This window comes from Limnobacter sp. UBA3528, assembly GCF_002377005.1.
GTDB lineage: Bacteria > Pseudomonadota > Gammaproteobacteria > Burkholderiales > Burkholderiaceae_B > Limnobacter.
Map to the genome: position 1 here is coordinate 74,643 of NZ_DFOZ01000030.1, position 25,713 is coordinate 100,355.

The window sequence follows — 25,713 nt, forward strand, 5'->3', positions numbered from 1 at the left end:
CTCCTCGTTATTCACTCGTCACGCGTTAGGGGCGAGCCACGCCAAATTGCATGGGTTGCACACTGCGCTCTTGTTGCAGGCAGGCAATTAGCGCTAGCGCCAATACCTGCCGGGTGTCTCTTGGGTCGATCACGCCGTCGTCGAGCAACAAACCACTGGTGTGGAATGCGCTGGTTTGGGACTCAAACGTGTCGATGATTTGTTTTTTCATGTTTTCCAGCATGAACTCGGGCACTTCCATGCCTTTGCGGGCTGCGCTGGCCTGCATCACTGTGGCCATGGTGCCGGCAGCCTGTTCTGCGCCCATCACGGCAGTTTTGCTGTTGGGCCAGGCAAATACAAAGCGGGGGCCAAATGCCCGGCCGCACATGCCATAGTTGCCAGCGCCAAAACTTGCGCCGCATAGCAGGGTGATTTGTGGCACGGTGGCGTTGCTTACGGCCTGAATCATTTTCGAGCCGTGCTTGATGATGCCGCCCTGCTCGGCTTCCTTGCCCACCATGTAACCTGTGGTGTTCTGCAGGTAAATGATCGGCGTTTTGGTTTGGCAGCAACTTTGAATAAAGTGTGTGGCTTTGGTGGCACCTGCGGTGTCGATAGGCCCCAAATTGCTGATGATGCCGATTGAAACACCCATCAGCTTGGCATATCCGCACAGCGTGGCTGGGCCGTAGTTGGCTTTGAATTCGAGGAAGTCGGAATTGTCGACGATGCGGGCGATTACTTCACGCATGTCCACTGGCGTTTTGATATCGGCGGGCATAATACCCAGCAGTTCTTCGGCTGGGTAGCGCGGTGCTGGCGCTTGGGCATTCAGCGTAGGTATCACATTGCGATTGCTGTTGTTCCAGTCGATTTTTGCCATCACTTCGCGGGCCAGTGCGATGGCGTGTCGGTCGTCGTCGGCGATGTAGTCGCCCAAGCCTGAGACTGAGCAATGCATGTCCGCACCACCCAGTTCTTCGTCGGTGGCAATTTCGCCCGTGGCAGCTTTCAGAAGAGGAGGGCCTGCCAGAAATGCGCGCGCGCGTTCGCGCACCATAATGACGACATCGCTTAAGCCCGGAATGTAGGCGCCACCGGCTGTGGATGAGCCGTGCAGTACATTGACCACAGGCAGGCCAGCTGCGCTGAGTTTGGCCAAACGATAAAAGTTACCGCCGCCCAGAATGAAGTGTTCGACTTTGTACTTCAGCAGGTTTGCGCCTGCCGATTCACCCAGGTTGATGAAGGGAAGTTTGTTTTCCAAGGCAATGTCTTGCGCACGTTGCATTTTCTCAATGCCCATGGCCTGAAGCGCGCCGGCCTCAATGCCTGAATCGCTGGCGACTACCATGCACAAGGTGTTTGCCACATAACCCAGCCCGGCAATAATGCCGCCGCCGGGAATGCTTTTGTCGGCTTTTTGGCCGTCTTGCATGTAACCGGCCAGTGTGCTGAGTTCCAGAAACGGGGAGCCAGAGTCAAGCAGCAGTGCGACCCGGTCGCGAGGCAATAACTGACCGCGCTTTGCAAACGATGGCGCGGCCTTGGCCGAGGCATCACGGGTGCGCTGCTCCAGCGATCGCAATTCATGCAAGGCCGCTTCCATATTGGCTTTGTTGAGTTCAAACTCAGCGGAATTTGCGGAAACGAGACTCTCTAAAATAGGCATTGGTGCGTGGCTTTACCGGTAAGCAAATGGGTTGGTAAAAAATCAAACGTTTGTTTGATTTTGAGGGTGAGGCTTGGGTGTGTCAAGCCTTAAATGTTTGCTTATTTCTTGCTGGCCGCTGCGCGCGCGGCGTCGCGGCGCTGGATCACTTCGGGCACGCCACCCAAGTGAAAGCTGTTGAAAGCCGGGTTGGCTTTGCCGGTGCCCACTTGCCAAATACGCCGTGCATTGGGTGCTGCACCGTCGATCCGAACACACGAACCCGAGATGAATGAGGCTGCAGGGCTGCACAAGAATACCAATGCGCCTGACACTTCGGCTTCCAGCCCCAGCCGTTGCAGTGGGATGGTTTTGTCCAGCTGCATGATGGTTTGCTTCATGGGTTCGGGGTAGGTGTCCATACCGCTTGATGCAATGAAGCCGGGGGCAACTGCATTCACGCGCACGGGCGCCCATTCATTGGATGCTGTTTCCGAGAAGTTCAACATGCCGGCCCGCGCGGCACCTGAGTGGCCCATGCCAGGCATGCCGTTCCACATGTCTGCGATGATGTTGGTGATGGACATGTCAGATTCACCCAGGTGCAACATCATGTATTGGTTAAACACTTCACGGGCCATGAGAAACCCACCGGTGAGGTTATTGCGCACCACGGTCTCGAAGCCTTTGCCGCTGATCATGTTCAAAGGTGAGGGGAATTGCCCACCTGCATTGTTGATGAGGTGATTGATTTTGCCGTGTATTGCCAACACATCGGCCACAGTTTCCTTCACGCGCTCTTCTTCACGAATGTCGCAGCTGTGCAAAGAAATTTTGACTGTGCAGGTTTGCTCGATTTCCGCTTTCACAGCTTCAAGCTTTTCCATTTTTCGACCGACCAAAGCCAGATCAGCGCCCAGGCTGGCCAGTTCATGCGCGGTACAGCGGCCAATGCCTGAACCACCACCGGTGACCAGTACGGTTTGACCTGCAAAAAGATTGGGGCGAAACACGGATTGGAAGCTGTTCAAAAGGGTCACCTGTGAATTGTGCAATTTGATTATTCAAACGATCGTTTGAATTTAACCATGCTTTTTGAGATCGTGCTTTCACAGGATCCAATTCAAGGGTGTTTTTTTACCGGCTCCCGGCATCAGCCAAGCGGATCGTGTCGGATTTGCTGAACATTTGATCTGCGAAGGCAATGGTGTGTGTGTTCAAGGCGCGTGAACTGTCGTGCTCTGGATCGCGGTTTGAGAAGTCGGTTCGAATGGATTTCACGCGACGGTAGACCACCTCAAAGTACTCAGGCATCACTTTTTGCACATAGGCCAGGCCAACCAGGTCGGCCAGTGTTTCTTCGAAGTGCACGTTGTTTTTGAATTGAATTCCCAGGTGTTCTTGCAAGGCCTGCTTGGCAGTCACTCGTTTTCCCTTTTCGGACATCAGGCAGTGCGTCAATTCATGGGCCGAGGTAAAGGCAAGAAATGCGGGTTCGGCACCTTCATGGCCTGAGTCGAGGAAGTGGGACCACACTCGCTTGGCATCGGCATGTTGGTTAACGTGCAGCACGCAGGCTTTGATGCCGCTGTTTGTCAAAAACGGCGAAGGATTGTTCATGGTGCTCTCGCGTACATGAATACGCTGCGTGTCGATGCTATAAACCTGGGCGAATTGCTCGATTTCCACCTTCATGGCGGCAGTGTCGGGCAGGCTGGCCTGCGGTGTAAACAGACTGACCAAACCAAAAAATAGACCGTTCCACATGACATGCTCCAAGAATTCCGGTGATGTCTTGTGAACGGCAGGTTTGGGTGGGTTCAGCATTGCACCAATGCGTTGCCCTTAAAGGGGGTATTCAAAGGGGGTGGGGGCGTGAAAGGGCAGCGTCCGTGTCAAAATGCAGGCAATCAATCATTCAACGCGGGAGTCGATTTTCATGAGCAACAGCAATCCAGTCGCGATTATTACGGGTGCAGCAGGCAATTTGGGGCAAGCCGTGGCCACCCATTTGGGCAGTTTGGGTTACCGGCTTTTGTTGATTGACTTGCATCAGCCCGATTGGGAAGGTGAAAGCGATGCGGTGTCTATTGGCAATGTCGACCTGACCTTGCCTGAGCATGCTCAGGAGGTGGTTAATCAGGCCTGGGAATATTTCGGCCAAATTGATGCGGTCGTGAATATTGCAGGCGGTTTTGTGTGGGAACGTCAGGCCGAAAGCAGTCTTGATACCTGGAATACGCAGTACGCCATGAATGTGCAGACCTCGGTGAACATGTGCCAGGCCATACTGCCCCAGTTTCAAGATCAGCAAGGTGGTTTGATTGTCAACATTGGTGCTGCCGCAGCCAGCAAAGCAGCTGATGGCATGGGCGCTTATGCAGCAGCCAAATCGGCAGTGCTGCGTTTGACAGAGGCGCTTGCTGCGGAGAACAAACATTTGGGCATTCGCGCCAATGCAGTTTTGCCCAGTATTCTGGACACGCCCGCCAATCGCGAAGCCATGCCCGACGCTGATCCTGCTGATTGGGTCAGCCCTGACTCTTTGGCAGGGGTTATTGCATTTTTGCTCTCAGATGCCGCCCGAGATATCAATGGAGCCGGCATTCCGGTCACAGGCAGGGTGTAAACAAGATCTGTTACTTCCTACTGGCCATGCCATTGAGGTAATTGTCGATCGTGAATTCAGCCTGTTCCATCAAATCAAACAGATTCGGGCTAAGTACAAAGTTGGCGAAAAGCCCGTCAATCAAGGCATGCAAACCAATCGCTGCCTGGCGGGCGTTGGTATTTGCTGGCAATTCGCCTTTGTCGATAGCGGCCTGAAAGTCTGTTTCAATGGTTTGAATGCAGCCTTGAATCGCTTCCAAATGGCGGTCGCGAATAGGCAACATGTCGTCGACCATTTCCGCTTTGTGCATCACGATGTCAAAAACCCGCTGTGTGCGGGGGTCTTCTGCCAAGGTGCGCACCACATGCATTGAGCGGGTACGCAGGTAGGCCAGTGGTTGTTGTTCTGGGTGCAGGTCGGGCGTGGCGATGAATTCATCCATCGGTAATATTACGCGTTGTAACATGGCGTCAAACAGGTCGGCTTTGTTCTTGAAATGCCAATAAATGGCCCCCCGCGTTAAATCTGCGGCTTTGGCAATGTCGTTCAGCGTGGTCCTCGATACCCCTTTTTCCGAGAACACGGCTTCGGCCGTATCGAGAATTAGGTTGCGGGTTTCCTGCGCTTCTTCCTTCGTTTTTCTTACCACAATCGTCTACGCCAAATTGAAAAAATTATTTACATACACTCATGTATGTATGTATTATCTGACTTCTCGGTCATTAAATCAACCCGAAAAATTCCCACAAGGATATAACAGGGCACATATCATGCACAGCAACTCATTGAAATCAAAGCAAACCCAAGCTTCCCCCTACAGCCGCGCATTTGCAGGAGCCACCCTTCTGCCCGCGCTGCTGGTGACTGTTTTGTCCAGCGCCTTGTTGCTGGGCTGTGGCCAGGGCGCCGATGCCCAGGCCCCCGGTGGTCCCGGTGCCGGCCAGGCTGCACCTGTTCCGGTGGTTGAGGTGAAAACCGAACCGCTGGAACTGACCTACGAATATCCAGCTCAAATCGCCGGCCTGCGCGAGGTTGAAATTCGAGCCCGTGTGGCCGGTATTATCGAGCGCCGCCAGTTTGAAGAAGGTGGCCGAGTGAAGAAAGGCCAATCTTTGTACAGCCTGGACAACGCACCCTACCAAACCGCTTTGGCCCGTGCCTTGGCTGATGAAAATGCTGCCAGGGTTCGCGCCGCTCAAGCTGAACGTGATTACAAACGGGTAATGCCATTGGCTGATAGTAAAGCGGTGTCACAGTCTGAATTGGACAACGCGCAATCGGCATTTGAGGTGGCCAAAGCTGACCTGCAGGTAGCCAGCGCTGCGGTTCGCACAGCTCGCCTGAATCTGGAGTATGCACGGGTGGAATCGCCAGTCAATGGCTTTGCAAGCCGCTCGCTTTACTCTGAGGGCAGTTTTGTATCCGGTCCTTCTGAATTGTTGACCACGGTTACCCAGATTGACCAGGTGTATGTGAACTTTGGCATTCCTGAAAAAGACCATGAGCAATTGCGCAAAGGCATTGCAAGTGGTGCGGTTTCCTTGAGCAATGGTGATTTGGTGGTTGAGGTGCTGGGTGCCGATGGCAAGCCCATGGGTTTGAAAGCCAAGTTGGGATTCCAGGACGTACGTGTGAACCCGGCCACCGGCACGGTGGATGCGCGTGCTGTGTTGGCCAACGACAAGGAAGTGTTAAGCCCAGGGCAATTTGTGCGTGTGCGTGTTAGCGGTGCGGTGCAAAAAAATGCCGTGTTGTTGCCACAACGTGCCGTGCTTGAGAACCCGGAAGGCGGCAAGGTCGTAATGACAGTCAGCCCGGAGAATACAGTGGCGCCGCGCCCCGTTCAGGTTGCCCAGTGGAAAGGTGATCAGTGGGTCGTGACCGATGGACTGGTTGCTGGTGACAAAGTGATGACCGATGGTTTCATGAAAGCCCCGCCCGGAACACCCGTACAACCCGTGATTGCAGGTGCCGATGCGCAGCCTGCAGCAGCCGAGGCCGCAGCACCTGCAGCCACTGAGCAGAAGCAATAAGGGGTCACACATGTTTTCGAAATTTTTTATCGACCGGCCTGTGTTTGCGGCCGTGTTGTCGATTTTCATCATGCTGGCGGGTTTGGCTGCCATGCGTGGTTTGCCAATTGCCCAGTACCCTGAAATTGCACCGCCTGTCGTTCAGGTTCGCGCAGTGTACCCCGGTGCTTCGGCGGAAGTGATTGCCAGCACCGTGGCTGCACCCATTGAAAACGCTATCAATGGTGTGGAAGACATGATGTACATGAGTTCGACTTCGGCCAGCAGTGGCGTGGTTGAAATCATGGTGACGTTCGAGATTGGCACCGACCCTGACCAGGCCGCCCTTAACGTGAACAACCGCGTGAAGCAGGTGGAAAACATCTTGCCGCAGGAAGTGCGCAGGCAAGGTGTGACTGTGAACAAGGGTTCATCGTCATTCTTGCAGGTGTTGGCGTTTTACTCTGAAGATGGCCGGTTTGACGACTTCTACACCTCGAACTACGTGACCTTGAACGTGCTGGACCGCATCAAGCGTATTCCGGGTACAACCAACGTCCAGATTTTTGGTGCAAAAGACTATGCCATGCGAATCTGGATTAAACCCGATCGCATGGCCCAGTTGAAGTTGACCGCGGGTGACATTGCCGCTGCACTGAACGAGCAAAACGCGCAGTTTGCGGCAGGCAAGGTGGGCCAGGCGCCCAACAACAACGGACAGGAGCTGGTCTACACCGTCACAGCTCAAGGGCGTTTGAGTGAGCCAGAGGAATTTGAAAACATTTTGATTCGTGTGAATCCGGACGGATCTTCACTTCGCTTGAAAGACGTGGCCCGAGTGGAACTGGGTTCCAAGGATTACGACTTCACAGGTCGAATCAATGGCAAACCAGCCACCCTGGTGGGCGTGTTTCTGCAGCCCGGTGCGAACGCACTGGATGTGGCTCAAACCGTGAAGAACACAGTGGATGAAATTGCTGCAGACTTTCCGGAAGGGCTTGACTATGCAGTGCCGTACGACACCACACGTTTTGTGGAAGTGTCGATTCGCGAAGTGGTAAAAACGCTGATCGAAGCGATGATCCTTGTGTTCATTGTTGTGTACGTGTTTTTGCAGAACTGGCGCGCCACGCTGATTCCAATCGTGGCTGTGCCGGTGTCCCTGTTGGGCGCTTTCGCTGGCTTGTACCTGCTGGGGTATTCCATCAACACCTTGACTTTGTTCGGCATGGTGCTGGCCATTGGTATTGTGGTGGACGACGCCATTGTGGTGCTGGAAAACGTTGAACGAATCATGCACGAGGAAGGCTTGAGCGCCCGCAAGGCTGCGATCAAGGCCATGCAGGAAGTGACCGGCCCGGTGATTGCGATTGTGCTGGTGTTGTCGGCCGTGTTTATTCCGATTGGTTTTCTCGGTGGTTTGACTGGTGAGTTGTACCGGCAGTTTGCGATTACCATCGCGATCGCGGTGATTGTGTCAGGCATTGTGGCCTTGACCCTGACGCCAGCACTGTGCGTATTGCTGCTTAAGCACGAACACAAAAAACCGGGCAAGTTTTTCACCGCATTCAACAACTGGTTTGCGCGTGTAACCAGCAAGTACGTGGGTGGTGTGAAATTCATCAGCATGCGCCCGGCCATCGGTATCGGCCTGTTTTTGGTGATGCTGGTTGTGACCGCTGGTTTGTTCAGGGCCACTCCAGGCTCATTGGTGCCAGATGAGGACCAAGGCTACTTTATTGCTGCGGTGTTTTTGCCGGATGGCGCCACATTGCAGCGCACGGACAAGGTGGTTGCTGAAGTGGTGGATGCGGTGGCAGCCAACCCGGCCAACGAGTATTCAGTGGCATTTACAGGCTTCGACTTTTTGGGTGGCAGCTTCAAGAACAATGCTGCGACCATGTTTGTCACCCAACGCCATTGGGACGACCGCGAGGCCGTGACCACAGACTTGGTCGGTGAGCTGTTCGGCCGCACGGCGGGCATCCAGGAAGGTTTGGTATTGGCCTTTGCACCGCCCCCAATTTTCGGTTTGGGCAATGCTGGTGGCTTTGAGTTTTACATTCAAAACCGTGGCGAGGGTGGGCCAGCCGAATTGGCCAAAGTGATGAACGCCTTCATGGCCAAAGCCAATGCCGATCCGCGACTGGCAGGTGTTCAAACCCTGTGGCGCCCTGGTACTCCGCAGTTGTATGTCGACGTAGACCGCGAACGTGCGCGCGCAATGGGCGTGAATGTGAACGAGGTATTTGACACGCTGGCCGCCAGCATGGGCACTTACTACGTGAACGACTTCAACAAGTTTGGTCGCACCTGGCAGGTGTTGATGTCGGCGGATGCGCAATATCGCAAAAGCCCGACTGACATCGGCAACATGTACGTGCGTTCCAACAAAGGCGAGATGATTCCAATTTCAGCCTTTGCCAAGGTAGAGTTTTCCCAGGGTCCGGAAACTTTGGAGCGTTTTAACAATCTACCAGCAGTCAAGTTGCTGGGCAGTGGTGCACCCGGCATTAGTTCAGGCGAGGCCATTCAAGCAATTGAGGACATTGCCGCTGAAGTGTTGCCCGACGATTTCAGCTACGACTTTTCCGGCGCATCGTTTCAGGAAAAGCGTTCTGAAGGATCATCCAGCTTTGCGCTGGTCTTGGGTGCCTTGATGGTGTTCCTGATTCTGGCTGCACAGTATGAAAAGTGGACTCTGCCGTTCTCTGTGTTGCTGGCCATGCCGTTCGGCTTGTTCGGTGCATTGCTGGCGGTGTGGATGCGCGACATGACCAATGACGTGTATTTCCAGATCGGCTTGGTCACGCTGCTTGGTCTGGCTGCGAAAAATGCGATTTTGATCGTGGAATTTGCGGTGTTGAAGCGTGAAGAAGGCATGAGCGCCCTGGAGGCATCACTGGAAGCAGCCCGTTTGCGGTTCCGCCCCATTTTGATGACTTCGTTTGCGTTTATTCTGGGCGTTGTTCCATTGGCATTCTCAAGCGGTGCTGGTGCAGGTGCACGCGCCGCTGTGGGTACCGGGGTAATGGGTGGCATGACAGCCGCCACATTGCTGGCCATTTTCTTTGTGCCCCTGTTTTACCGTTTGATTGATCGCGGTGAAAAAGGTGGACGACAACATGGTGATGAAGAGGAAGCAAATGATTCATCCAATCAAACTACAACAAACAAAGGGGGCGAGCATGTTTAAAGCCCTTCCAAAAACTGCAATCGCCTTGGGTTTAACCTTGGCGTTGACGGGCTGTGCATCCAGCATCCCCTTGCTGGACAGGTTCACCGCCAAGCCAGAGCAACCCGTTGAAGTTGCCGTGCCTGAAAACGTCAAAGGCGTGGGCATGAAGGACATTCAAAACGAGGCGTGGTGGTCGCTGTTGGGCGATTCCAGTCTGGTCGCCGTGGTTGAACAGGCCTTGAAGAACAACACGGATGTTCGCCTGGCCAATGAGCGCCTGAATGAAGCGGGTGCTGTGCTGGGTATTGCGAAGTCGCAGCAATGGCCTTCCATTTTTGGTCAGTTCACCAGCGGGCGCAATCGCCCCTCACAGGCGGGTAACGTGCCTGTGTTTGGTGGCCAGAATGTGTATGAAAGCAATCAGATCGGCTTGGGCGCCAGTTGGGAGCTGGACCTGTGGGGCCGAATTGGTGCGCTGGAAGACGCAGCGCGTGCAAGTTTCATGCAGCAGGGCTACAACGTGCGTGGCGCGCGTTTGAGCGTGGCTGCAACAGCCGCTTCTTTGCACACTCAGGTGCGTGTATTGCGCCTGCAGGTGAAAGTGCTGGAGCAAACACTGGAAAGTCGCGATGCAGCTTACAAGTTGGCCAAGCAGCGTTACGACGTGGGTTTGAGCAATGAACTGCAGTTGCGCCAAACCGAAGCCGAGCTGCTGGCCGTGCGTGCACAACTGCCCGACACGCGTGAGCAATTGTCCAGGGCTGAGAATGCTTTGGCCGTGATTGTGGGTGGCAACACCCCGGCATTGCCACCCTTGGGTGTGGACAACTTGAACTTGACCAGCATATTCATCTTGCCTGAGAACACACCTTCTGAATTGCTGCTGCGCCGCCCCGATCTGGCAGCGGCAGAACAGCAATTGCTGGCAGGTGAAGCCAATCTGGAAGCGGCCCGCAAAGCCTTTTTCCCAACCATTGGCCTGAGTGCTTTTGGTGGTCGTGAAAGTGCTGACTTGAGTGATTTGTTCACTGGGCCCGCGAAAATCTGGAGCTTTCAGTCTCAGATTACACAGCCGATTTTTCAGGCAGGTCGTTTGACGAATGAACGAGATGCAGCCATTGCCCGCCGCAATCAAGCGGTGCTGCAGTACGAGGCGAGTGTTCGCACGGCATTCCAGGAAATTTACGATGCAATTGTTGCACAGCGTGAAGCACGTGAGCGTTTGCAAGCGCGTCAGGAGCAGGTTCAAACCCTGACTCAGGTGGTTCGCCTTGCCCAATTGCGCGTGGACAATGGCGTGGCCAATCAGCTTGAACTGCTGGATGCACAACGCAATTTGCTGAATGCACAACTGAGTTGGGCTGCAGCCTGGCAAAGTCAACAGGGTGCAACCCTGGCCATGATTCGTGCCTTGGGCGGTGGCTTTAATGCTGAGCAGGTGGCCTTGAAAGAGTAAGCGATTCGCGCTTCAGCACTTGAAACGGCGACCGGGCAACTGGTCGCCGTTTTTGCTTGATGCATTGAACTTTCACCGGCCTGTGATATAACCAAAATGGGTTAACCCAAAGCATTTACCAAACACTAAAGCAAAGGAGTTGGAGATGGCAGGTTATTTTGAATTAAGCAAAAGCAGCGATGGTCAGTTTCGATTTGTGCTGAAAGCAGGCAATCATGAAACCATTTTGACCAGCGAGCTTTACAAAACAAAAGCAGCCGCTGAAAACGGAATTGAGTCAGTTCAGAAAAATTGCGGTGACGCTGCACGCTACGAGAAAAAAGTGGCTGCCAATGGCAAACACCATTTCAACTTGAAAGCCGCCAATCACCAAATTATTGGCTCCAGCCAAATGTACGCCAGCGAGGCTGCATGTGACAACGGCATTGAGTCGGTGAAAACCAATGGCAAGTCGACCACTGTGAAAGATTCGACCGCTTAAGATTTACTTGCGCAATTACAAACCATGCGGCGTTTTAGCCGCATGGTTTGTCGCACTGCTTATTTTTTTGGGTTGAGTTTGTATTCCACCGTTGAGTCGTGGAGAGTTTTATCGCCACGCGCCTTCGCCAGTAAATGGAGGCCCTCTTCCACCGGGGTTTGCATGCCACGCATGGCTCTGACTTGAAAACGGGTTTCAGCGTCAAATTCAGCCAGCATTTGAGTGGTCATTTCATCAATTAGCGCATTGAGCGGAATGCCACGCGCCTTGGCCAGTGCTTTTAGGCGAGCGTGTTTTTCATCGGACAGACGCACAGTTAAAGCCGCCATTCAAACCTCCTTTAAAAGCTGGTTTGGGGTCAGAATTCTTAAGCCATCAAAGAATAACTCAGTGCCTTTGAAGTCTTTGATATTTTGGGTCACGATCACCTCTGCATTGCCGGCAATCGCCAGTTCAATTAGATGATTGTCTGCCTCATCGCGAAGATTGGGGCGCCAATTGAAATAAATTTTTTGAAGATTACATTTTGAGAAAAACAAATCCAGAAGCTTGCTTCTTTCGGTGTCATTCAGGCGACTTGATTTGAATAGAACCGGTCTGGACAGCACAGCCTCATACTCATTAATCAAAGCGGTGCCGATTAATGGATGAATCTTTTCAAGAAGCACCGCCTCGATCACGCGAGTGCTGTCGCCGTTGCCAAGGCAGGCTGAAATAAACACGTTGGTATCAATTACAACAATCATGATTAATGGTAGCATTTTTGCCACCACAGTACATCTTTCATTTCCCTAGAGCAAATCCACTATCGGTTCTGTAACTTCCCGGTTATGATCAAATCATGACATCAAAGAATGTCATCCTAAACAAAGCCGTCGGAGACCCACCATGACCGCCACTACAGCTGCGCGAAGAAAAGCCGCCCGTCCTGCGTCAAATACTGACGTGCCTTTGAAACAACGCAATGTGAAATTTGATTGGTCGGAAACGCCGATTGACTGGATTCCGAATGAGCCCTACGCCAGTTATTTCATCAACGAGATCAACCTGATTTTGCCTGCTGGCGAATTCTGGTTTTGCCGTCTTTATAACAAGGCCTTGCCCTGGATCACCGATGAAAAGCTGAAAGAAGATGTGCGTGGTTTTATCAAGCAGGAGGCCATGCATGCGCGTGGGCACAGCTCGGCCACCGAGGAATACCTGGCAGCGCGCGGCATCAAGACCGAGCGCAATCAGCTGTTGATGAAATGGTTGTTTGATGTGGTGCTTGAAGACACACCTTTCGGCAAAAAAGTACCTGCGTGGTTGGAGCGCCGTTGGTTGCTGGCGCGCCTGGGCTTGGTGGCCACCATTGAACATATGACCTGCGTATTGGGCATGTATGTGCTTGAAAATAAAAAATGGGACGAGCTGAATTCGGACCAGGTGTTGCTGGACCTGATTCGCTGGCACGGTGCTGAAGAAGTGGAGCACCGCAGTGTGGCATTTGATTTGTACAAGCATTTGGGTGGCGATTATTTGTCGCGCTATTACCTGGCGGCCGTTGTAGTGCCCATGATTATTGGCTTGTGGGTGGACGGTGCGGCCAATATTGCCGGGCAAGATCCCCGTTTTGCCAAGAGAAAACCCGCGGTTTACAAGCCGTGGATGTGGGTTGAATGGTTCAAGGCGTCGCGCAAGCAGTTATTGCCCAACCCGCTTTGGCTGGTGATGCAGCAGTTGCCTTATTTCAGCCCATGGTACGATCCTTCCAAAGAAGGTTCGACGGAATTGGCACAGGCCTATTTGAGTCAGTCCCCGGCTGCCATGGCCGCCGGCGCGATTGCAGCGAATATGAAGGTGCCTGCTTAACTTTTGCGAGAATTCATGCCCACACACCGCACAACAAAACCCCTGATTCTGGACAATGTTGAGCAGTGTGTGGACCAAATTCTTGAGCGCCTGGGCAATCACATCAAGGTGGGCTTGCCACTGGGCTTGGGCAAACCCCCCGAGCTGATCAACGCCCTGTACCTGCGCGCTAAAGCGGATTCATCCATTCATTTGACAATACTCACTGCGCTGTCTCTGGAAAGACCAGTGGCAAGCTCGGAAATTGAGGCCGCTTTTCTGAAACCTTTTGTAGAGCGCGTGTGGGGCGACTGCCCCGACCTGCTCTATGCGGTCGATGCCACGCAGGGCAAATTGCCTGTCAATGTCAAACTGCACGAGTTTTTCTTCAAACCAGGCAGCCGCATGGACAACGCGAATGCCCAGCAAAATTATGTCAGCACCAACTACACCACCGCGGCTCGAGATATCTATGAACAAGGTTGTAACCTGGCCATGCAAGCCGTATGCAAACCTGACGACGGTGAGGCTCTTGAATATTCCCTGAGTTGCAACCCGGACACATCGCTTGAACTGGTGCGTTTGTTGCGAGAAGGAGAAAGGCCGCACCTGTTGGTGGGTTTGGTGAACCAGAACTTGCCCTACATGGCGCACAGTGCTGTGGTGCCGAGCGAAGAATTTGACCTGGTGGTTGACCACCCGCGTTACACGACCACGCTGTTCTCGACGCCCAAGTTGCCCGTGGACATTGCCGATTACGCTTTGGGCTTTTATGCCAGCGCGCTGATTAAAGATGGCGGCACATTGCAGGTGGGCATTGGTGCATTGGGTGATGCCGTGGTGCATGCGCTTGGCCTGCGGCACACCGACAACGCGAATTACTGCCGGGTATTGGGGGCGATGAATTGGCCGGAGGAAAGTGGTGCGCTTGTAGAGCGGATTGGTGGCAAAGAACCCTTTAAAACCGGCTTGTATGGCGCCACGGAAATGTTTGTGGACGGCTTTTTGCATTTGATGCAAAAGGGTGTGTTAAAGCGCAAGGTGTATGAGCACTGGGCGTTGCAGCGCTTGATCAATTTGGGCAAGTGCAATCCCGATCAGCTCAGCGCATCGATTCTGGACGATTTGTTTGAATTGGGTGTGCGTGAAATTACGCCCCGCGATTTTGAGGTGCTCAAGCGGCATGGCCTGTTGGTCGAGCGCGTTTTGCTCGATGGTATTCACCTCGTGTTGCCCAATGGGCAGCGTGTGTTGGCCAACCTGGCCGACAAGGCCACACGCACAGCCTTGGCGAGCAGTGGTCTGGGTGCTTCACTTGTGAATGGTACCGTGCTGCACGCAGGCTTTTTTCTGGGGCCATCGGCAATGTACAACGCCCTTAAAAACATGCCGCTTGCCGAACGCAATTCAATCCATATGTTGGGTGTAGAGCACGTCAATCAGCTGGATTTGAACCGCCCTTTGTACAGTGCCCAGCGTGAACACGCGCGGTTTGTAAACACCGGCATTATGGCCACCCTCAGCGGTGCGGTGGTGTCGGATGGTTTGGCGGATGGGCGGGTTATTTCCGGCGTAGGTGGGCAATATAACTTTGTGTCCATGGCGCACAAATTGCCCACTGGGCGAAGTGTTTTGATGATTCGGGCTGTGCGTGAGAATGAACAGAACGGCGAGGCCAGCAGCAATATTGTGTTCAGCTACGGGCATTGCACGATACCCCGACATCTTCGCGACATTGTGGTCACTGAATATGGCATTGCCGATTTGCGTGCAAAATCCGATTCTGAGGTGGCCAAAGCCTTGATCAATATTGCCGATTCGCGGTTTCAAGGCGACTTGCTCAAGCAGGCCAAGGCTGCCAAAAAAATTGAGGAAAACTATCAAATTCCCGAAGATTTTCTGGGTAATACGCCCGAGAACCTGGCTCGCCGCTTGGGGGCATTGGTTAAAGAGAATGTACTACCTCCTTTTCCATTGGGTTGCGATTTTACCGAACAGGAATGGGTGTTGGCCCAAGCGCTGAAAGGGGTAAAAGCCCAAGCCGCAACAACACCCAAATGGAAGTTGCTTTTGAAAACCTGCCTGGCTGATCCATCGCCCGAGTCGGCCCTGCCTTACCTTGAAAGAATGAAGTTGACCCATCCGCAAAAATTACAAGACAAAGTGGTGCGCATGTTGTTGGTCGAACAATTGAAGCGATTGAAAGTCTTGGGGTAAATCCTCGCCAGGGTTGCAACTTTCCCTAGCTTGCCCTGTCTCAACCAGAGTGGTATGTTGCCGGTTATGACAAAAATGGTTCGAACCCTTTTATGTGGCTGATGTTGCTTGCGTTGCCTTTCCAAGGCATGGCGCAGGCCAGCATGTTTGCCTGTCATTTGAATGGTAATTCGACCAGTGCTGGTCAAGCGATCGACCACAGCTCCATGGACCATGGCGCGAGGAGCCACGACAGCATGGATCACAGCATGCATAAAATGGATGGGCAAGCCGATCCTGATTCTTCCAAAAAACTGATGAAGTCGCTGCACGGTTGCTGTAACTGCGCACCCACCTGTGCAGTGGTGCTGTTGCCCGTGGCACAGGCCAGCTTCAGTGCCATTCAGCAGGATGCAACGCACCCTGTTTCTGAGCCACAACTGCCTTACTCCGCCGATACTCGGCGAATAGACCGACCGCCCAAAACCCTCGCCATTTAATTCGTGGGCATGTCAGGCTGAACGCGCCTGCATGCCATGTGTATTGAATGATTGCGAGGATCTATGAAGTCCTATTTCTTATTCGCACCCTTGTTGCTGGCATTCGCTTTGCCCGCGAATGCCGAACAGGCTGTGCAAGAACTTGAATACCAATCGGCATTTGAAGGCTATCAAGCCTATTCTGATTCTGAAATACAAAACTGGCCCAAGGCGAATCAACTGGTTGATGAAATCGGTGGTTGGCGCGTGTACGCACGCGAGCCTTACGAGGACAAGACCAAGGATGAACCGGCAGAATCCAAACAGGCTACCCAACCCCATGTTCACAAACACGGGGGTGCCCAATGAACACGCCCCATTTATTGAAAAAAACAGCTATTTCATTGGCCGTGCTGGTGTTGGCGGGTTGTGCGTCGGTGAATATTAATGAATCGGTGGACCAAACCAATCAGGAATTGAATGGTTTCACCAACGGTAATTTGAGCCTTGTTCAGACCGATGAACAACGCCAGGCCATGGCTTCTAAGGCCAGCGAAATATTGAAAGAGCCTTTGAGCCAGCCTGCGGCGGTGGAGTTGATGCTGACCCACAGCCCGCAGTTTCAAACCGTGTTGGCCGAGAATTGGGCCCAGGCTGCGCAAGCCGCGCAAAGTGGCCGAATTCACAATCCGGTGTTTGCGTTTGAGCGTTTGCGGATCAAAGATGAGCTGGAATTGGGGCGTTTGCTGAGTTTTGGCCTGCTCGATTTACTCAGCTTGCCAGCCCGGCAAGGCATTGCCCGCACGCAACTTGACCGGGCGCAGCTACAGTTGACCAGCAGTGTAGTGGACCAAGTGACCCAGGTTCGTCAAGCCTGGGTGGATGCGGTTGCGGCACAACAGGCTTACACCTATGCCCAACAAGTGTTTGAAAGCGCACAGACCAGCGCTGAATTGGCCCGCCGCATGCAGGAAGTGGGTAACTTCACCCGTTTGCAGCGCGCGCGCCAGCAAAGCTTTTATGCAGATGCAGCGCTTAACCTTGCGGCCACCCGGCACAAAGCCACGGCTACGCGTGAGGCACTGGTGCGTATGTTGGGTTTGACTACCGAGCAGGCTGCACAACTGAAGTTGCCCGATCGTTTGCCCGATTTGCCCCTGGCCCCGAAAGCCCCTTCGGAGGTGGCCAAACAAGGTGAAAACCGATTGGATGTGCGCATGGCCAAACAGGGCTTTGATGCCAGTGCAAAAGCGCAAGGCTTGGGCAATGTGGCCAGTTTTCTGGACATTGAGGCCGGTATTCGCTACGACACGGTTTTTGAAAACGACACTGGCGAGCGCAACAACAAAAAAGGGTATGAGCTTGAATTGGCCCTGCCAATTTTTGATTGGGGTGGCATGAAGCGTGATGCCATGAACGCCAATACCCTGGCTGCCGCCAATCGGCTTGAGGCCACCTTGCGCAGCGCGCAATCCACACTGCGGGAAAGCTATTCCGCTTACCGCACCACCTATGACATTGCACGTCACTATCGCGATGAAATTATCCCACTGCGCCAAACCATCGCCGATGAAAACGTACTGCGTTACAACGGCATGTTTATCGGGGTGTTCGAGCTGTTGGCAGACAGCCGCGACCAAGTGAACGTTGTGGTGCAAGCCATCAATGCCCAGGCCGATTTCTGGCGGGCCGATGCCGCTTTACAAGCCACCGTGGTGGGCAAACCCATGATGGTGTCGGTCAGTGGCGCGGCGGCAAGTGCTGGCGGCGACGCTGGCGGTGGCCATTAAATCAAAGGATTCTAAACATGACTTCCAGACGTGAATTTTCAAGGCGAGAGTTTTTTAAGGCCGCTGCACTGACAGGCGGCGCGGTGGCTGCGGCCAGCGTCAGCAAAGTGGCCATGAGCGCTTTGCCTGAACCCATTTTGCAAACCTCGCCCGACACCATGCCCCCTTTGGTGCCCAACCGCGGGCGGCCCTACAACCCGGTGGTCACCTTGAATGGCTGGACATTGCCCTGGCGCATGAACAATGGTGTGAAGGAATTCCATTTGGTGGCTGAGCCTGTGTTGCGGGAAATGGCCCCAGGCATGACGGCCCACCTGTGGGGCTACAACGGGCAAAGCCCAGGCCCAACCATTGAGGTGGTGGAGGGCGACCGCGTGCGGATATTCGTAACCAACAAACTGCCCGAACACACCAGTATTCACTGGCACGGCCAGCGATTGCCCAATGGTATGGATGGGGTTACAGGGCTGAACCAGCCCGGCATTCCGGCCGGGAAAACCTTTGTGTATGAATTTGAAGCACGCAGGCCCGGAACCTTTATGTACCACCCGCATGCAGATGAAATGGTGCAAATGGCCATGGGGATGATGGGCTTCTGGGTCACACACCCCAAGAACAAGAATCCGTTGATCAGCGAAGTGGACCGCGATTACTGCTTCTTGCTGAACGCCTATGACATTGATCCCGGTGCTTACACACCGAAAATCATGACCATGCTCGACTTCAACCTGTGGACCTGGAACAGTCGCCTGTTTCCGGGTATTTCACCACTCGTGGCGCGCAAAAATGACCGCGTGCGAATTCGTGTGGGCAACCTCACGATGACCAATCACCCCATTCATATTCATGGTCATGAGTTTGAGGTGACTGGCACCGACGGCGGCCCGACTCCGAAGAATTCGCGCTGGCCTGAAGTGACCGTAGATGTTGCGGTGGGCCAAATGCGGCAAATGGAATTCATTGCCAACGAGGAAGGTGACTGGGCATTCCATTGCCACAAAAGCCACCACACCATGAATGCGATGGGGCACGATGTACCCACCATGATCGGCGTGGATCACCGCGGCATGACCAAGAAAATCACCAATCTGATTCCAGACTACATGGCGATGGGTGAGCGCGGCATGGCCGACATGGCTGAGATGCAAATGCCTCTGCCGGATAACACCATTCCCATGATGACCGGTGAAGGTCCTTTTGGTTCGGTGGAAATGGGCGGCATGTTCAGCATGTTGAAGGTGCGAAAAGATCAAAAGCCAGGTGATTATTCAGACCCTGGCTGGTACAAGCACCCCGAAGGCACGATTGCGTATGAGTTTACGGGTGAATTGGCCAAGCCCAAACGCAGCAGCAGTGCCGGGCAGCCCAGCATGAAGTTGGCACAGAAGAATCAGCCGCACATTGAATTGCAGGTGCGTAAACCCACAGGCCACGCTGGCCATTGATTGTTTTTAAAGGAGTAAAACCATGAAAAATACATTGAAACTGAGTGCAATTGCTGTGGCTATTTTGAGCGCAGGTGCAGCCTACGCAGCCGACCACACGGTGCATGTGATTGAAAATCAACAACGCATGGAAGCCGAGGCAAAGGCCAAGGCGAAAGCCGCAGCTCAATCTGAAATGGCCGATGGCGAAATTCGCAAAATCAACAAGAACACCGGCAAGATCACTGTAAAGCACGGTGAAATCAAAAGCGTTGAAATGCCACCCATGACCATGGTGTTTGGTGTGGCTGACAAAGCCATGCTGGAAGGCTTGAAAGAAGGTGACAAGGTGAAGTTCAACGTGAAGCAGGAAGGTTCGAACTACACCGTAACCGAGATCAAGAAAGCGCAGTAACCGACCAAGGTTTACCGATAGGAAATCAGGCCATTGGGTTTGGCAGCAAATGCCTCCAACCCATTGGCTTGATCTGCCAACACGCCTGCAATTTCACCTTCGAAATGGGCCTGCTCATTGAAGCTGGCCAGGCTGATTCCCCGTTGACCAAACAACAGTTTGCTGACACTGCAATTGGTGATCATCCAGTTCAGGTTAAACGCATTTGCATCGGGCAGTTGCAACAGGTTTTGCGTAACCGCAGTAATCGGCCCGCCGGAAGTGAATACCGCCACATTGGCTGAGCCCGTGCCTTGTTTCAGTTGCATGGCTTGCGCTGTTACTGCACCCAATCCACTCATCACCCGGGTTTTGAAAGTTCGCCAACTTTCGGGGTAATCAGAATCGTGTTCACCGCTCACCCAGCGCGCAATCGCTTTTTCAAAAATCTGTTGAAATGCTTTGCGGGGGTCTGCGTTCTGCATTACTTGTTGCTCGAAGGCATCGGGGTCGTCGTACTGACCAATCAACGCCTGCAATATGGCCTCGTGGTCGTACTCATTCAAACCCGCATGCTGCACCGGTTCTTGAAACACACCGTAGGTGCTTGCAAAAGCCTGGGCGGTTTGCAAATGCCTGTTCATGCTGCCACTAAAAAAGCCATGCAATCGAATTTTCCGGGCCTTGAACCAGGCGCCTAGCTGTGCTGCTTGTAGTTGTCCAAGATCCGACAAATTGTCGTAATCAGCACTGTCAAAGCTGGCTTGCCCGTGGCGGATTAAATAGATGGTTCCCATGCGTGTTCAGCCCAGTTTTCTGATCAGCGATTTGCAACGCCAATCAAAATAATTCACCATGATCCAGAAGTTTTTGAATGCCGGGTTGCGGGTTTGCTTGTGGTGGTAGCGGTAATAAATTTGTTGGGCGATCACGGCGATCCGGAACAAGCCAAATACCTCGTAGAAGGTCCAGTTGTTGGTGTGTATGCCGGTTTTCTGCATGTAGTAGTCCACCATTTCCTGGCGCGTCATCATGCCGGGAAGGTTGGAAGGTTGCCGTTGCAGCATCTTCATCAAGAAGTTGTCGTCGCCTTGTACCCAATAAGTAATCACACTGCCCAGGTCCATCAGTGGGTCGCCCACGGTGGCCAATTCCCAGTCCAGCGTGCCGATAATTTCAGTGGGCTTTTCCGGGTTCAGTACCACATTGTCAAGCCGCCAGTCATTGTGAATCATGCACAGTTTCACATCTTCGGGGCAGTTCAAATCAAGCCAGCGGCGTACCTTGTTGAATGAACTCACATTCCAGGTGCGGGCTTTTTCGTAGCGTTGATTCCAGCCATCCAGCTGGCGGCGAGTGTAGCCGCTGCCTTTGCTCAGGGCATTCAAGCCGCTGTCGTGAATATCGATCTGGTGTAGCTCAATTAATCGATCCAGAAAGTTGATGCTTAGTTGCCGGGCCTGTTCCCGGTCCAGCTGTACACCGCGGGGCATGTGCTTGCGCGGAATAATGCCTTCGATTCGGTGCATCACATAAAACTCGCTGCCAATCAGCGACTCATCCGCACAGTGCCCCACCATGTTTGGCACATAGGGGTACACCGGCTTCAGCAGGCTTTGAATGCGAAACTCGCGGCCCATGTCGTGCGCACCTTTGGCCTTGGTGCCTTTGGGTGGGCGGCGCAGTATCAAATCAGCCTCCGGGTACTTCAGCCGATAGGTCCAGTTCGAGGCCCCACCCGAATACTGAGTCAACTCCGGTTTGTCGCTTAGCGTCAAACCCTGCGTACGCAGCCAGCCGGTCACCACGTCGGTGTTTAATTCTTCGCCTGGTCGAACTGCAGTGCCTACATCCAATACCGATTTCGCTGAACCAGTCATTATTTGAAACCCCGCTTCATCATTTCAATGCGGGCAATCACGCCTTTGTGAACTTCATCGGGGCCATCGGCCAGGCGCAGGCTACGTGCTTGAATGTAAAAGCCGGAAAGCGGTGTGTCGCGGCTAACACCTGCGCCGCCGTGCATTTGAATGGCCATGTCGACCACCTGTTCCAGCACATTGGGCGCCACCACTTTAATGGCTGCAATCTCGGTCATGGCCTGTAGCGCACCGACCTGGTCCAGTTTCCAGGCTGCGTACAGGGTCAACAGGCGTGCCTGGTCGATTGCCAGGCGAGCCTCGGCCACACGTTCGCGGTTGCCGCCCAAATTAATCAATGGTTTGCCAAAGGCCACGCGTGAGATACCACGCTTGATCATCAGGTCCAGCGATTCCTCGGCGGCGCCAATGCAACGCATGCAATGGTGAATGCGGCCAGGGCCCAGTCTGCCTTGTGCAATTTCGAAACCTTTGCCCAAGCCAGCAATCACGTTGCCTTGGGGCACGCGCACATTGTTGAATTCCACCTCGCCGTGGCCGTGGGGTTCATCGTAAGTCCCGAACACCGGCAACATGCGTTTGATGGAAACGCCCGGCGTATTCAAAGGCACCAGCACCATGGTGTGTTGGTGATGGCGGTCCAGGTCAGGATTTTCTGTGCGCGCCATCACAATGGCTATTTTTGCACGCGGGTCGCCAATACCACTGCTCCACCACTTGGTGCCGTTGATCACCACTTCGTCGCCTTCCAGGGTGGCGGTGGCTTGCATATTGGTGGCGTCGCTGCTGGCCACATCGGGTTCAGTCATGCAAAACACAGACCGGATTTCACCAGCCAGCAGGGGCTCCAGCCATTCTTTTTTCTGCTCGGCATTGCCGTATTTCCACAGCACTTCCATGTTGCCGGTGTCGGGCGCATTGCAGTTGAACACTTCAGGTGCCATCAGACTGCGGCCTGTTTCTTCAGCCACCAGCGCATACTCCATGGTGCTCAGGCCCGCACCCAGTTTGTCGTCGGGCAAAAACATATTCCACAGGCCTGCCTCGCGCGCCTTGCTTTTCAGGGCCTCCATTTCAGGGGGAATGCGCCAGTTGACCCACTCGCGACCATTGCACTGGGCCTCAATTTTGTCCCAGTAAGCGGCCTCTAGCGGGGCAATTTCGTTTTTCATGAAGGCGCGGACGCGCTTTACAAAGTCTTGCGCCTTGGCGCTGGGCTCAAAATTCACAACGTGTCTCCTGGTGTTTCTTGGTGTTCGGCTTGTTTCCTCCGATATCATCCATGCTAACGGAAATTTCAAGGTGTCAACAACATGCGTGCTTTGGGCAAAGTTTTGATTGCAGTGGTATTGCTGCCGGTGGTCGTTATTGGTGGTGTCGTGGTGTTTGGTTCTACGCCTGTGGAGCCAGTGGCTTGGAAGCCAGCGCCCATGCCCAGCCTGAGTTCAGGCCCCTATGCCAGCAACAGTTTGCTGCAAGATGCACAAGTGTTTGGTACCTACAACCTGCTGCAGCCAGAGTCCATTGCACCTGGTCCAGACGGATTGCTATACACAGGTATGAACACCGGTGAAATTGTGCGTTTCGACCCGGCCAAACTGCAGGTGCCTGAAAGCCCCCAAACAACTCCTTTTGACCTGATTGGCAACACCAAAGGCCGCCCCCTGGGTTTGGTGTTTCATCCCGAAGGTTATTTGGTGGTTGCCGATGCAATCAAAGGTTTGTTGAAAGTCACCATGCAAGGCGAAGTCACGGTACTGTCGACTGAGTCCGAAGGCGTGCCATTCAAGTTTGTAGACGATGTGGCTGTGAGTGCAGATGGTCGTTTTGCCTATTTCTCGGACGCTTCCAGCAAGTTTGACTTGAACAGCTACGTGCTCGATGTTCTTGAACATGGCCCCAACGGACGATTGCTTCAATATGATTTTCAAACAGGTGAAACCAAAACGTTACTGAGTGGCTTGCAGTTTGCCAACGGCGTCACAATTTCAAAAGCAGGCGATTATGTGCTGGTCAACGAAACCGGCGAATACCGCATTCTGCGCTATTGGTTACAAGGCGAAAAGGCTGGAACCAGCGATGTATTGATCGATGGCCTGCCCGGTTTCCCGGACAATATTCGCACGGACGCCGATGGAAACTATTGGGTTGCTGTACCCAGTTTACGTGACCCGCTGCTGGATTCGCTCGCCGACAAACCTGCTGTTCGCAAAGCGATGGCAAAATTATTGAACTACGTTCAATTCCCGATCAAACCCAAGGCCATGGCGCTGGCAATTAACCCGCAAGGCACCGTGATTGCCAACCTGCAAGCTGAGAAGGCTGGTGCTTACTATTATTACGTGACGCAGGTGACGCCCTTTGATGGCAAACTGTATTTCGGATCAGTACATATCAACGGGGTTGCAACTATTTCCAATCCACTGGGTCAGTCACCCATCGAATAGAACAGGAGAGAGAAAATGGCCAAAGCAGCAAAGAAACCTGACATGCCCTCCATTAACATCGGTATCCCCGATGCCAAGCGTGCCGCGATTGCCCAGGCCCTAAGCCGCCTGCTGGCCGAAACCTACACCTTGTACCTGACCACGCACAACTTCCACTGGAATGTGACCGGTAAAATGTTCAATACCCTGCACACCATGTTCATGGGGCAGTACACCGAAATGTGGAATGCAGTGGACCCGATTGCCGAACGTATCCGGGCGCTTGGTTTTCATGCACCAGGCTCCTATGCCGAATTCTCGAAGTTAAGCACTTTGAAAGATGCGCCTGCCAAGCCACCCAAGGCCATGGAAATGGTGGAAATTCTTGCCAAAGGTCACGAGGCGATTGCACGCACCGCTCGCGAAATTTTTCCTATCATTGAAGACGGCGATGACCAGCCCTCTGCTGATTTGCTGACACAGCGCATGGACATTCACGAGAAAACTGCCTGGATGTTGCGTGCCTTGCTGGAGGATTAATTCAGCTTGTTTGTTTTAACCCAAGCGGGGGGCCACCTTGTTTTTGCCCTCCCTTTTGCATCTGTTTCACCTTGCAGCGAGTAGTGTTAACGTGACCGACAAATATTCTACTGACCCAAGCGACTTTGACTACGAGGCGGCACTTTTGGCCTGTGCGCGTGGTGAAAAGTTTGCATTGCAGGCCATTTATGCGCGTGACAGCCGCTGGTTATTTTCGGTGGCCTATCGAATCGTGAAACGGCGTGAACTGGCCGAAGAGGTTCTGCACGATGCCATGGTCAAGGTTTGGAATCGATCTCGGTTATACTCTCCCGCCTTGGGATCTGCGCGCGGTTGGGTGTACACGGTGGTGCGCAACCAAGCGTTAAATACAGTGCGCAAGCGCTTGATGGAAGTGTCTTCCGAAGAGCACGACGTGCCGGAATTGTCGACCAACGACAATCAAGAGTTGGCCCAAGAAGCCGAAAAGCTCAGCGCGTGTTTGGGAAAACTGGACGAAACCAAACGCAACGCCATTGTATTGGCCTTTGTAGATGGGTACACCCATGAGCAAATTGCAGAACGATTGAATTCGCCCCTCGGCAGTGTCAAAAGCTGGATACGCCGGGGATTGTTGAAATTGAAGGAGTGTTTGTCATGACAGAGACGACGCAGACAGAAGCCAAGATTGTTGAGGCTGGCGAGTACGTGCTCGGCGTAATGACAGACGCTGAGCGACAGGATTTCGAGCGACGCTTGAACCAGGATCCCGAGTTGGCCAAAGAAGTGAGCAGCTGGACTGAACACTTCGCCGCCATGTCCAGGAAGTTTGAGCAAGAACCTGTGAGTGCCAAGGTGTGGGCCAAAGTGGACCGTTCTATTGCCATGGCTGGCGAAAAAACTGCTTCAGCAGTGGCCGCGCCTTTTGCTTGGTTGTGGAAAGGGTGGGCTGTAGCAGCCAGCGCTGCAGTGGTAGTGCTGGGCGTGCAGTTGTTTGGTACCAGTCAACAACTCAATGATGGGCCCCGCTACGTCGCAGTGATGAAAAGCCCCGATAAAACCACCGAATGGCTGGTGGAAGCGCGCCCGAACGACACCATTCGCGTGTATCAAATTGGTGGTTTGCCCATTGAAGGCAACCCCGCCAACATGGGCAAAAGCTTGCAGCTGTGGACCAAAGCACCCACCGATGCTGGCCCAACCTCATTGGGTTTGATGGAATTGGGCAAGCCGCTGGAACTGCCCGCCGACATGCTCCCCAAACTGGTTGAGCAGCAGTTGTTCGAAGTCACGCTCGAACCAGCAGGCGGATCGCCTTTGGGCAACCGCCCTTCCGGTGAAATCATGTTCATTGGTACCGCGGTGGCGTTGAAGTGAATTCGATGGTGTGAATAAAAAAGCCCC

General features: G+C 53.5%; 25 protein-coding genes. 16 read left to right on the forward strand and 9 right to left on the reverse strand.

Annotation, left to right across the window (positions count from 1 at the left end):
* Nucleotides 1-25 precede the first annotated feature (25 nt).
* From B4N58_RS08495 to B4N58_RS08505, 3 genes are all read right to left on the reverse strand, one after another.
* Nucleotides 26-1,654 (reverse strand): acyl-CoA carboxylase subunit beta, encoded by a 1,629-nt coding sequence (locus B4N58_RS08495; protein ID WP_008248305.1) that lies wholly within the window; start codon nt 1,652-1,654, stop codon nt 26-28.
* A 101-nt stretch (nt 1,655-1,755) separates the two neighbouring features.
* Nucleotides 1,756-2,664: an SDR family oxidoreductase gene (locus B4N58_RS08500; protein ID WP_040512328.1), complete on the reverse strand. Its 909-nt coding sequence runs from the start codon at nt 2,662-2,664 to the stop codon at nt 1,756-1,758.
* A 106-nt stretch (nt 2,665-2,770) separates the two neighbouring features.
* Nucleotides 2,771-3,400 carry a hypothetical protein gene (locus B4N58_RS08505; protein ID WP_291748145.1) on the reverse strand — a complete coding sequence of 210 codons (630 nt, stop codon included), beginning with the start codon at nt 3,398-3,400 and terminating at the stop codon, nt 2,771-2,773.
* A gap of 172 nt (nt 3,401-3,572) precedes the next feature.
* Between B4N58_RS08505 and B4N58_RS08510 the strand changes: the two genes are divergently transcribed.
* Nucleotides 3,573-4,262, forward strand: a complete 690-nt coding sequence (locus tag B4N58_RS08510; RefSeq protein WP_291748147.1) for an SDR family NAD(P)-dependent oxidoreductase — start codon at nt 3,573-3,575, stop codon at nt 4,260-4,262.
* A 10-nt stretch (nt 4,263-4,272) separates the two neighbouring features.
* Here the strand turns inward: B4N58_RS08510 and B4N58_RS08515 are convergent, their stop codons facing one another.
* Nucleotides 4,273-4,893, reverse strand: coding sequence for a TetR family transcriptional regulator (locus B4N58_RS08515; protein ID WP_008248298.1), 621 nt, complete (start codon nt 4,891-4,893; stop codon nt 4,273-4,275).
* A gap of 121 nt (nt 4,894-5,014) precedes the next feature.
* Between B4N58_RS08515 and B4N58_RS08520 the strand changes: the two genes are divergently transcribed.
* The 4 genes from B4N58_RS08520 to B4N58_RS08535 all read left to right on the forward strand — a co-directional run bounded on the left by B4N58_RS08520 (nt 5,015) and on the right by B4N58_RS08535 (nt 11,371).
* Nucleotides 5,015-6,277, forward strand: a complete 1,263-nt coding sequence (locus B4N58_RS08520; RefSeq protein ID WP_008248296.1) for an efflux RND transporter periplasmic adaptor subunit — start codon at nt 5,015-5,017, stop codon at nt 6,275-6,277.
* Between the two features lie 10 nt (nt 6,278-6,287).
* Nucleotides 6,288-9,452: an efflux RND transporter permease subunit gene (locus tag B4N58_RS08525; protein ID WP_291748154.1), complete on the forward strand. Its 3,165-nt coding sequence runs from the start codon at nt 6,288-6,290 to the stop codon at nt 9,450-9,452.
* Nucleotides 9,445-10,890 (forward strand): efflux transporter outer membrane subunit, encoded by a 1,446-nt coding sequence (locus tag B4N58_RS08530; protein ID WP_291748157.1) that lies wholly within the window; start codon nt 9,445-9,447, stop codon nt 10,888-10,890. Before B4N58_RS08525 ends, B4N58_RS08530 begins: the two co-directional genes overlap by 8 nt.
* A 145-nt stretch (nt 10,891-11,035) precedes the next feature.
* Nucleotides 11,036-11,371, forward strand: coding sequence for a YegP family protein (locus B4N58_RS08535; RefSeq protein WP_008248293.1), 336 nt, complete (start codon nt 11,036-11,038; stop codon nt 11,369-11,371).
* Nucleotides 11,372-11,430: 59 nt separating this feature from the next.
* Here the strand turns inward: B4N58_RS08535 and B4N58_RS08540 are convergent, their stop codons facing one another.
* Entirely contained in the window at nt 11,431-11,700 is a 270-nt protein-coding gene (locus B4N58_RS08540; protein ID WP_291748161.1) for a toxin-antitoxin system HicB family antitoxin, read from the reverse strand.
* Nucleotides 11,701-12,132, reverse strand: a complete 432-nt coding sequence (locus B4N58_RS08545) for a putative toxin-antitoxin system toxin component, PIN family (RefSeq protein ID WP_291748223.1) — start codon at nt 12,130-12,132, stop codon at nt 11,701-11,703.
* 127 nt (nt 12,133-12,259) lie between these two features.
* Between B4N58_RS08545 and B4N58_RS08550 the strand changes: the two genes are divergently transcribed.
* From B4N58_RS08550 to B4N58_RS08580, 7 genes are all read left to right on the forward strand, one after another.
* On the forward strand, nt 12,260-13,222 hold the full coding sequence (locus tag B4N58_RS08550; protein WP_291748164.1) for a metal-dependent hydrolase: 963 nt from the start codon (nt 12,260-12,262) through the stop codon (nt 13,220-13,222).
* Nucleotides 13,223-13,237: 15 nt separating this feature from the next.
* Nucleotides 13,238-15,418 carry an acetyl-CoA hydrolase/transferase C-terminal domain-containing protein gene (locus B4N58_RS08555; RefSeq protein WP_291748167.1) on the forward strand — a complete coding sequence of 727 codons (2,181 nt, stop codon included), beginning with the start codon at nt 13,238-13,240 and terminating at the stop codon, nt 15,416-15,418.
* A 92-nt stretch (nt 15,419-15,510) separates the two neighbouring features.
* Nucleotides 15,511-15,897: a hypothetical protein gene (locus tag B4N58_RS08560; protein WP_291748171.1), complete on the forward strand. Its 387-nt coding sequence runs from the start codon at nt 15,511-15,513 to the stop codon at nt 15,895-15,897.
* A gap of 63 nt (nt 15,898-15,960) precedes the next feature.
* Nucleotides 15,961-16,245, forward strand: coding sequence for a hypothetical protein (locus B4N58_RS08565; protein WP_008248286.1), 285 nt, complete (start codon nt 15,961-15,963; stop codon nt 16,243-16,245).
* Nucleotides 16,242-17,666 carry a TolC family protein gene (locus tag B4N58_RS08570; protein WP_291748175.1) on the forward strand — a complete coding sequence of 475 codons (1,425 nt, stop codon included), beginning with the start codon at nt 16,242-16,244 and terminating at the stop codon, nt 17,664-17,666. The genes B4N58_RS08565 and B4N58_RS08570 overlap by 4 nt, the downstream gene beginning before the upstream one ends.
* Before the next feature lie 17 nt (nt 17,667-17,683).
* A complete protein-coding gene (locus tag B4N58_RS08575) occupies nt 17,684-19,111 on the forward strand; it encodes a multicopper oxidase family protein (RefSeq protein ID WP_291748178.1) in 1,428 nt (475 codons plus the stop codon).
* Between the two features lie 22 nt (nt 19,112-19,133).
* Nucleotides 19,134-19,505 carry a copper-binding protein gene (locus B4N58_RS08580; protein ID WP_008248283.1) on the forward strand — a complete coding sequence of 124 codons (372 nt, stop codon included), beginning with the start codon at nt 19,134-19,136 and terminating at the stop codon, nt 19,503-19,505.
* Between the two features lie 11 nt (nt 19,506-19,516).
* Here B4N58_RS08580 and B4N58_RS08585 read toward each other — a convergent pair whose 3' ends face one another.
* Genes B4N58_RS08585 through B4N58_RS08595 form a run of 3 tightly spaced genes read right to left on the reverse strand, consistent with a single transcriptional unit; the run spans nt 19,517 to nt 22,593 of the window.
* Nucleotides 19,517-20,281, reverse strand: coding sequence for a histidine phosphatase family protein (locus tag B4N58_RS08585; RefSeq protein ID WP_008248282.1), 765 nt, complete (start codon nt 20,279-20,281; stop codon nt 19,517-19,519).
* 6 nt (nt 20,282-20,287) lie between these two features.
* Nucleotides 20,288-21,364 carry a phosphotransferase family protein gene (locus tag B4N58_RS08590; protein ID WP_291748185.1) on the reverse strand — a complete coding sequence of 359 codons (1,077 nt, stop codon included), beginning with the start codon at nt 21,362-21,364 and terminating at the stop codon, nt 20,288-20,290.
* Nucleotides 21,364-22,593, reverse strand: coding sequence for an acyl-CoA dehydrogenase family protein (locus B4N58_RS08595; RefSeq protein WP_008248278.1), 1,230 nt, complete (start codon nt 22,591-22,593; stop codon nt 21,364-21,366). The genes B4N58_RS08590 and B4N58_RS08595 overlap by 1 nt, the downstream gene beginning before the upstream one ends.
* 84 nt (nt 22,594-22,677) lie before the next feature.
* Here B4N58_RS08595 and B4N58_RS08600 point away from each other — a divergent pair, with 84 nt between their 5' ends.
* From B4N58_RS08600 to B4N58_RS08615, 4 genes are all read left to right on the forward strand, one after another.
* A complete protein-coding gene (locus B4N58_RS08600) occupies nt 22,678-23,811 on the forward strand; it encodes an SMP-30/gluconolactonase/LRE family protein (protein ID WP_291748189.1) in 1,134 nt (377 codons plus the stop codon).
* Between the two features lie 15 nt (nt 23,812-23,826).
* The gene (locus B4N58_RS08605; protein ID WP_008248276.1) at nt 23,827-24,330 is read left to right on the forward strand and encodes a Dps family protein; all 504 of its coding nucleotides are present in this window, start codon (nt 23,827-23,829) and stop codon (nt 24,328-24,330) included.
* 91 nt (nt 24,331-24,421) lie between these two features.
* A complete protein-coding gene (locus B4N58_RS08610; RefSeq protein WP_008248275.1) occupies nt 24,422-24,970 on the forward strand; it encodes a sigma-70 family RNA polymerase sigma factor in 549 nt (182 codons plus the stop codon).
* Nucleotides 24,967-25,686, forward strand: a complete 720-nt coding sequence (locus B4N58_RS08615) for an anti-sigma factor (protein ID WP_291748196.1) — start codon at nt 24,967-24,969, stop codon at nt 25,684-25,686. Before B4N58_RS08610 ends, B4N58_RS08615 begins: the two co-directional genes overlap by 4 nt.
* Nucleotides 25,687-25,713 lie beyond the last annotated feature (27 nt).

Excerpts from the sequence above, each read along its gene's own strand:
- B4N58_RS08495 (WP_008248305.1), bottom strand. The coding sequence starts at position 1,654 with ATGCCTATTTTAGAGAGTCTCGTTTCCGCAAATTCCGCTGAGTTTGAA.
- B4N58_RS08505 (WP_291748145.1), bottom strand. The coding sequence starts at position 3,400 with ATGTGGAACGGTCTATTTTTTGGTTTGGTCAGTCTGTTTACACCGCAG.
- B4N58_RS08510 (WP_291748147.1), top strand. The coding sequence starts at position 3,573 with ATGAGCAACAGCAATCCAGTCGCGATTATTACGGGTGCAGCAGGCAAT.
- B4N58_RS08520 (WP_008248296.1), top strand. The coding sequence starts at position 5,015 with ATGCACAGCAACTCATTGAAATCAAAGCAAACCCAAGCTTCCCCCTAC.
- B4N58_RS08525 (WP_291748154.1), top strand. The coding sequence starts at position 6,288 with ATGTTTTCGAAATTTTTTATCGACCGGCCTGTGTTTGCGGCCGTGTTG.
- B4N58_RS08530 (WP_291748157.1), top strand. The coding sequence starts at position 9,445 with ATGTTTAAAGCCCTTCCAAAAACTGCAATCGCCTTGGGTTTAACCTTG.
- B4N58_RS08535 (WP_008248293.1), top strand. The coding sequence starts at position 11,036 with ATGGCAGGTTATTTTGAATTAAGCAAAAGCAGCGATGGTCAGTTTCGA.
- B4N58_RS08540 (WP_291748161.1), bottom strand. The coding sequence starts at position 11,700 with ATGGCGGCTTTAACTGTGCGTCTGTCCGATGAAAAACACGCTCGCCTA.
- B4N58_RS08545 (WP_291748223.1), bottom strand. The coding sequence starts at position 12,132 with ATGCTACCATTAATCATGATTGTTGTAATTGATACCAACGTGTTTATT.
- B4N58_RS08550 (WP_291748164.1), top strand. The coding sequence starts at position 12,260 with ATGACCGCCACTACAGCTGCGCGAAGAAAAGCCGCCCGTCCTGCGTCA.
- B4N58_RS08555 (WP_291748167.1), top strand. The coding sequence starts at position 13,238 with ATGCCCACACACCGCACAACAAAACCCCTGATTCTGGACAATGTTGAG.
- B4N58_RS08560 (WP_291748171.1), top strand. The coding sequence starts at position 15,511 with ATGTGGCTGATGTTGCTTGCGTTGCCTTTCCAAGGCATGGCGCAGGCC.
- B4N58_RS08565 (WP_008248286.1), top strand. The coding sequence starts at position 15,961 with ATGAAGTCCTATTTCTTATTCGCACCCTTGTTGCTGGCATTCGCTTTG.
- B4N58_RS08570 (WP_291748175.1), top strand. The coding sequence starts at position 16,242 with ATGAACACGCCCCATTTATTGAAAAAAACAGCTATTTCATTGGCCGTG.
- B4N58_RS08575 (WP_291748178.1), top strand. The coding sequence starts at position 17,684 with ATGACTTCCAGACGTGAATTTTCAAGGCGAGAGTTTTTTAAGGCCGCT.
- B4N58_RS08580 (WP_008248283.1), top strand. The coding sequence starts at position 19,134 with ATGAAAAATACATTGAAACTGAGTGCAATTGCTGTGGCTATTTTGAGC.
- B4N58_RS08585 (WP_008248282.1), bottom strand. The coding sequence starts at position 20,281 with ATGGGAACCATCTATTTAATCCGCCACGGGCAAGCCAGCTTTGACAGT.
- B4N58_RS08590 (WP_291748185.1), bottom strand. The coding sequence starts at position 21,364 with ATGACTGGTTCAGCGAAATCGGTATTGGATGTAGGCACTGCAGTTCGA.
- B4N58_RS08600 (WP_291748189.1), top strand. The coding sequence starts at position 22,678 with ATGCGTGCTTTGGGCAAAGTTTTGATTGCAGTGGTATTGCTGCCGGTG.
- B4N58_RS08605 (WP_008248276.1), top strand. The coding sequence starts at position 23,827 with ATGGCCAAAGCAGCAAAGAAACCTGACATGCCCTCCATTAACATCGGT.
- B4N58_RS08615 (WP_291748196.1), top strand. The coding sequence starts at position 24,967 with ATGACAGAGACGACGCAGACAGAAGCCAAGATTGTTGAGGCTGGCGAG.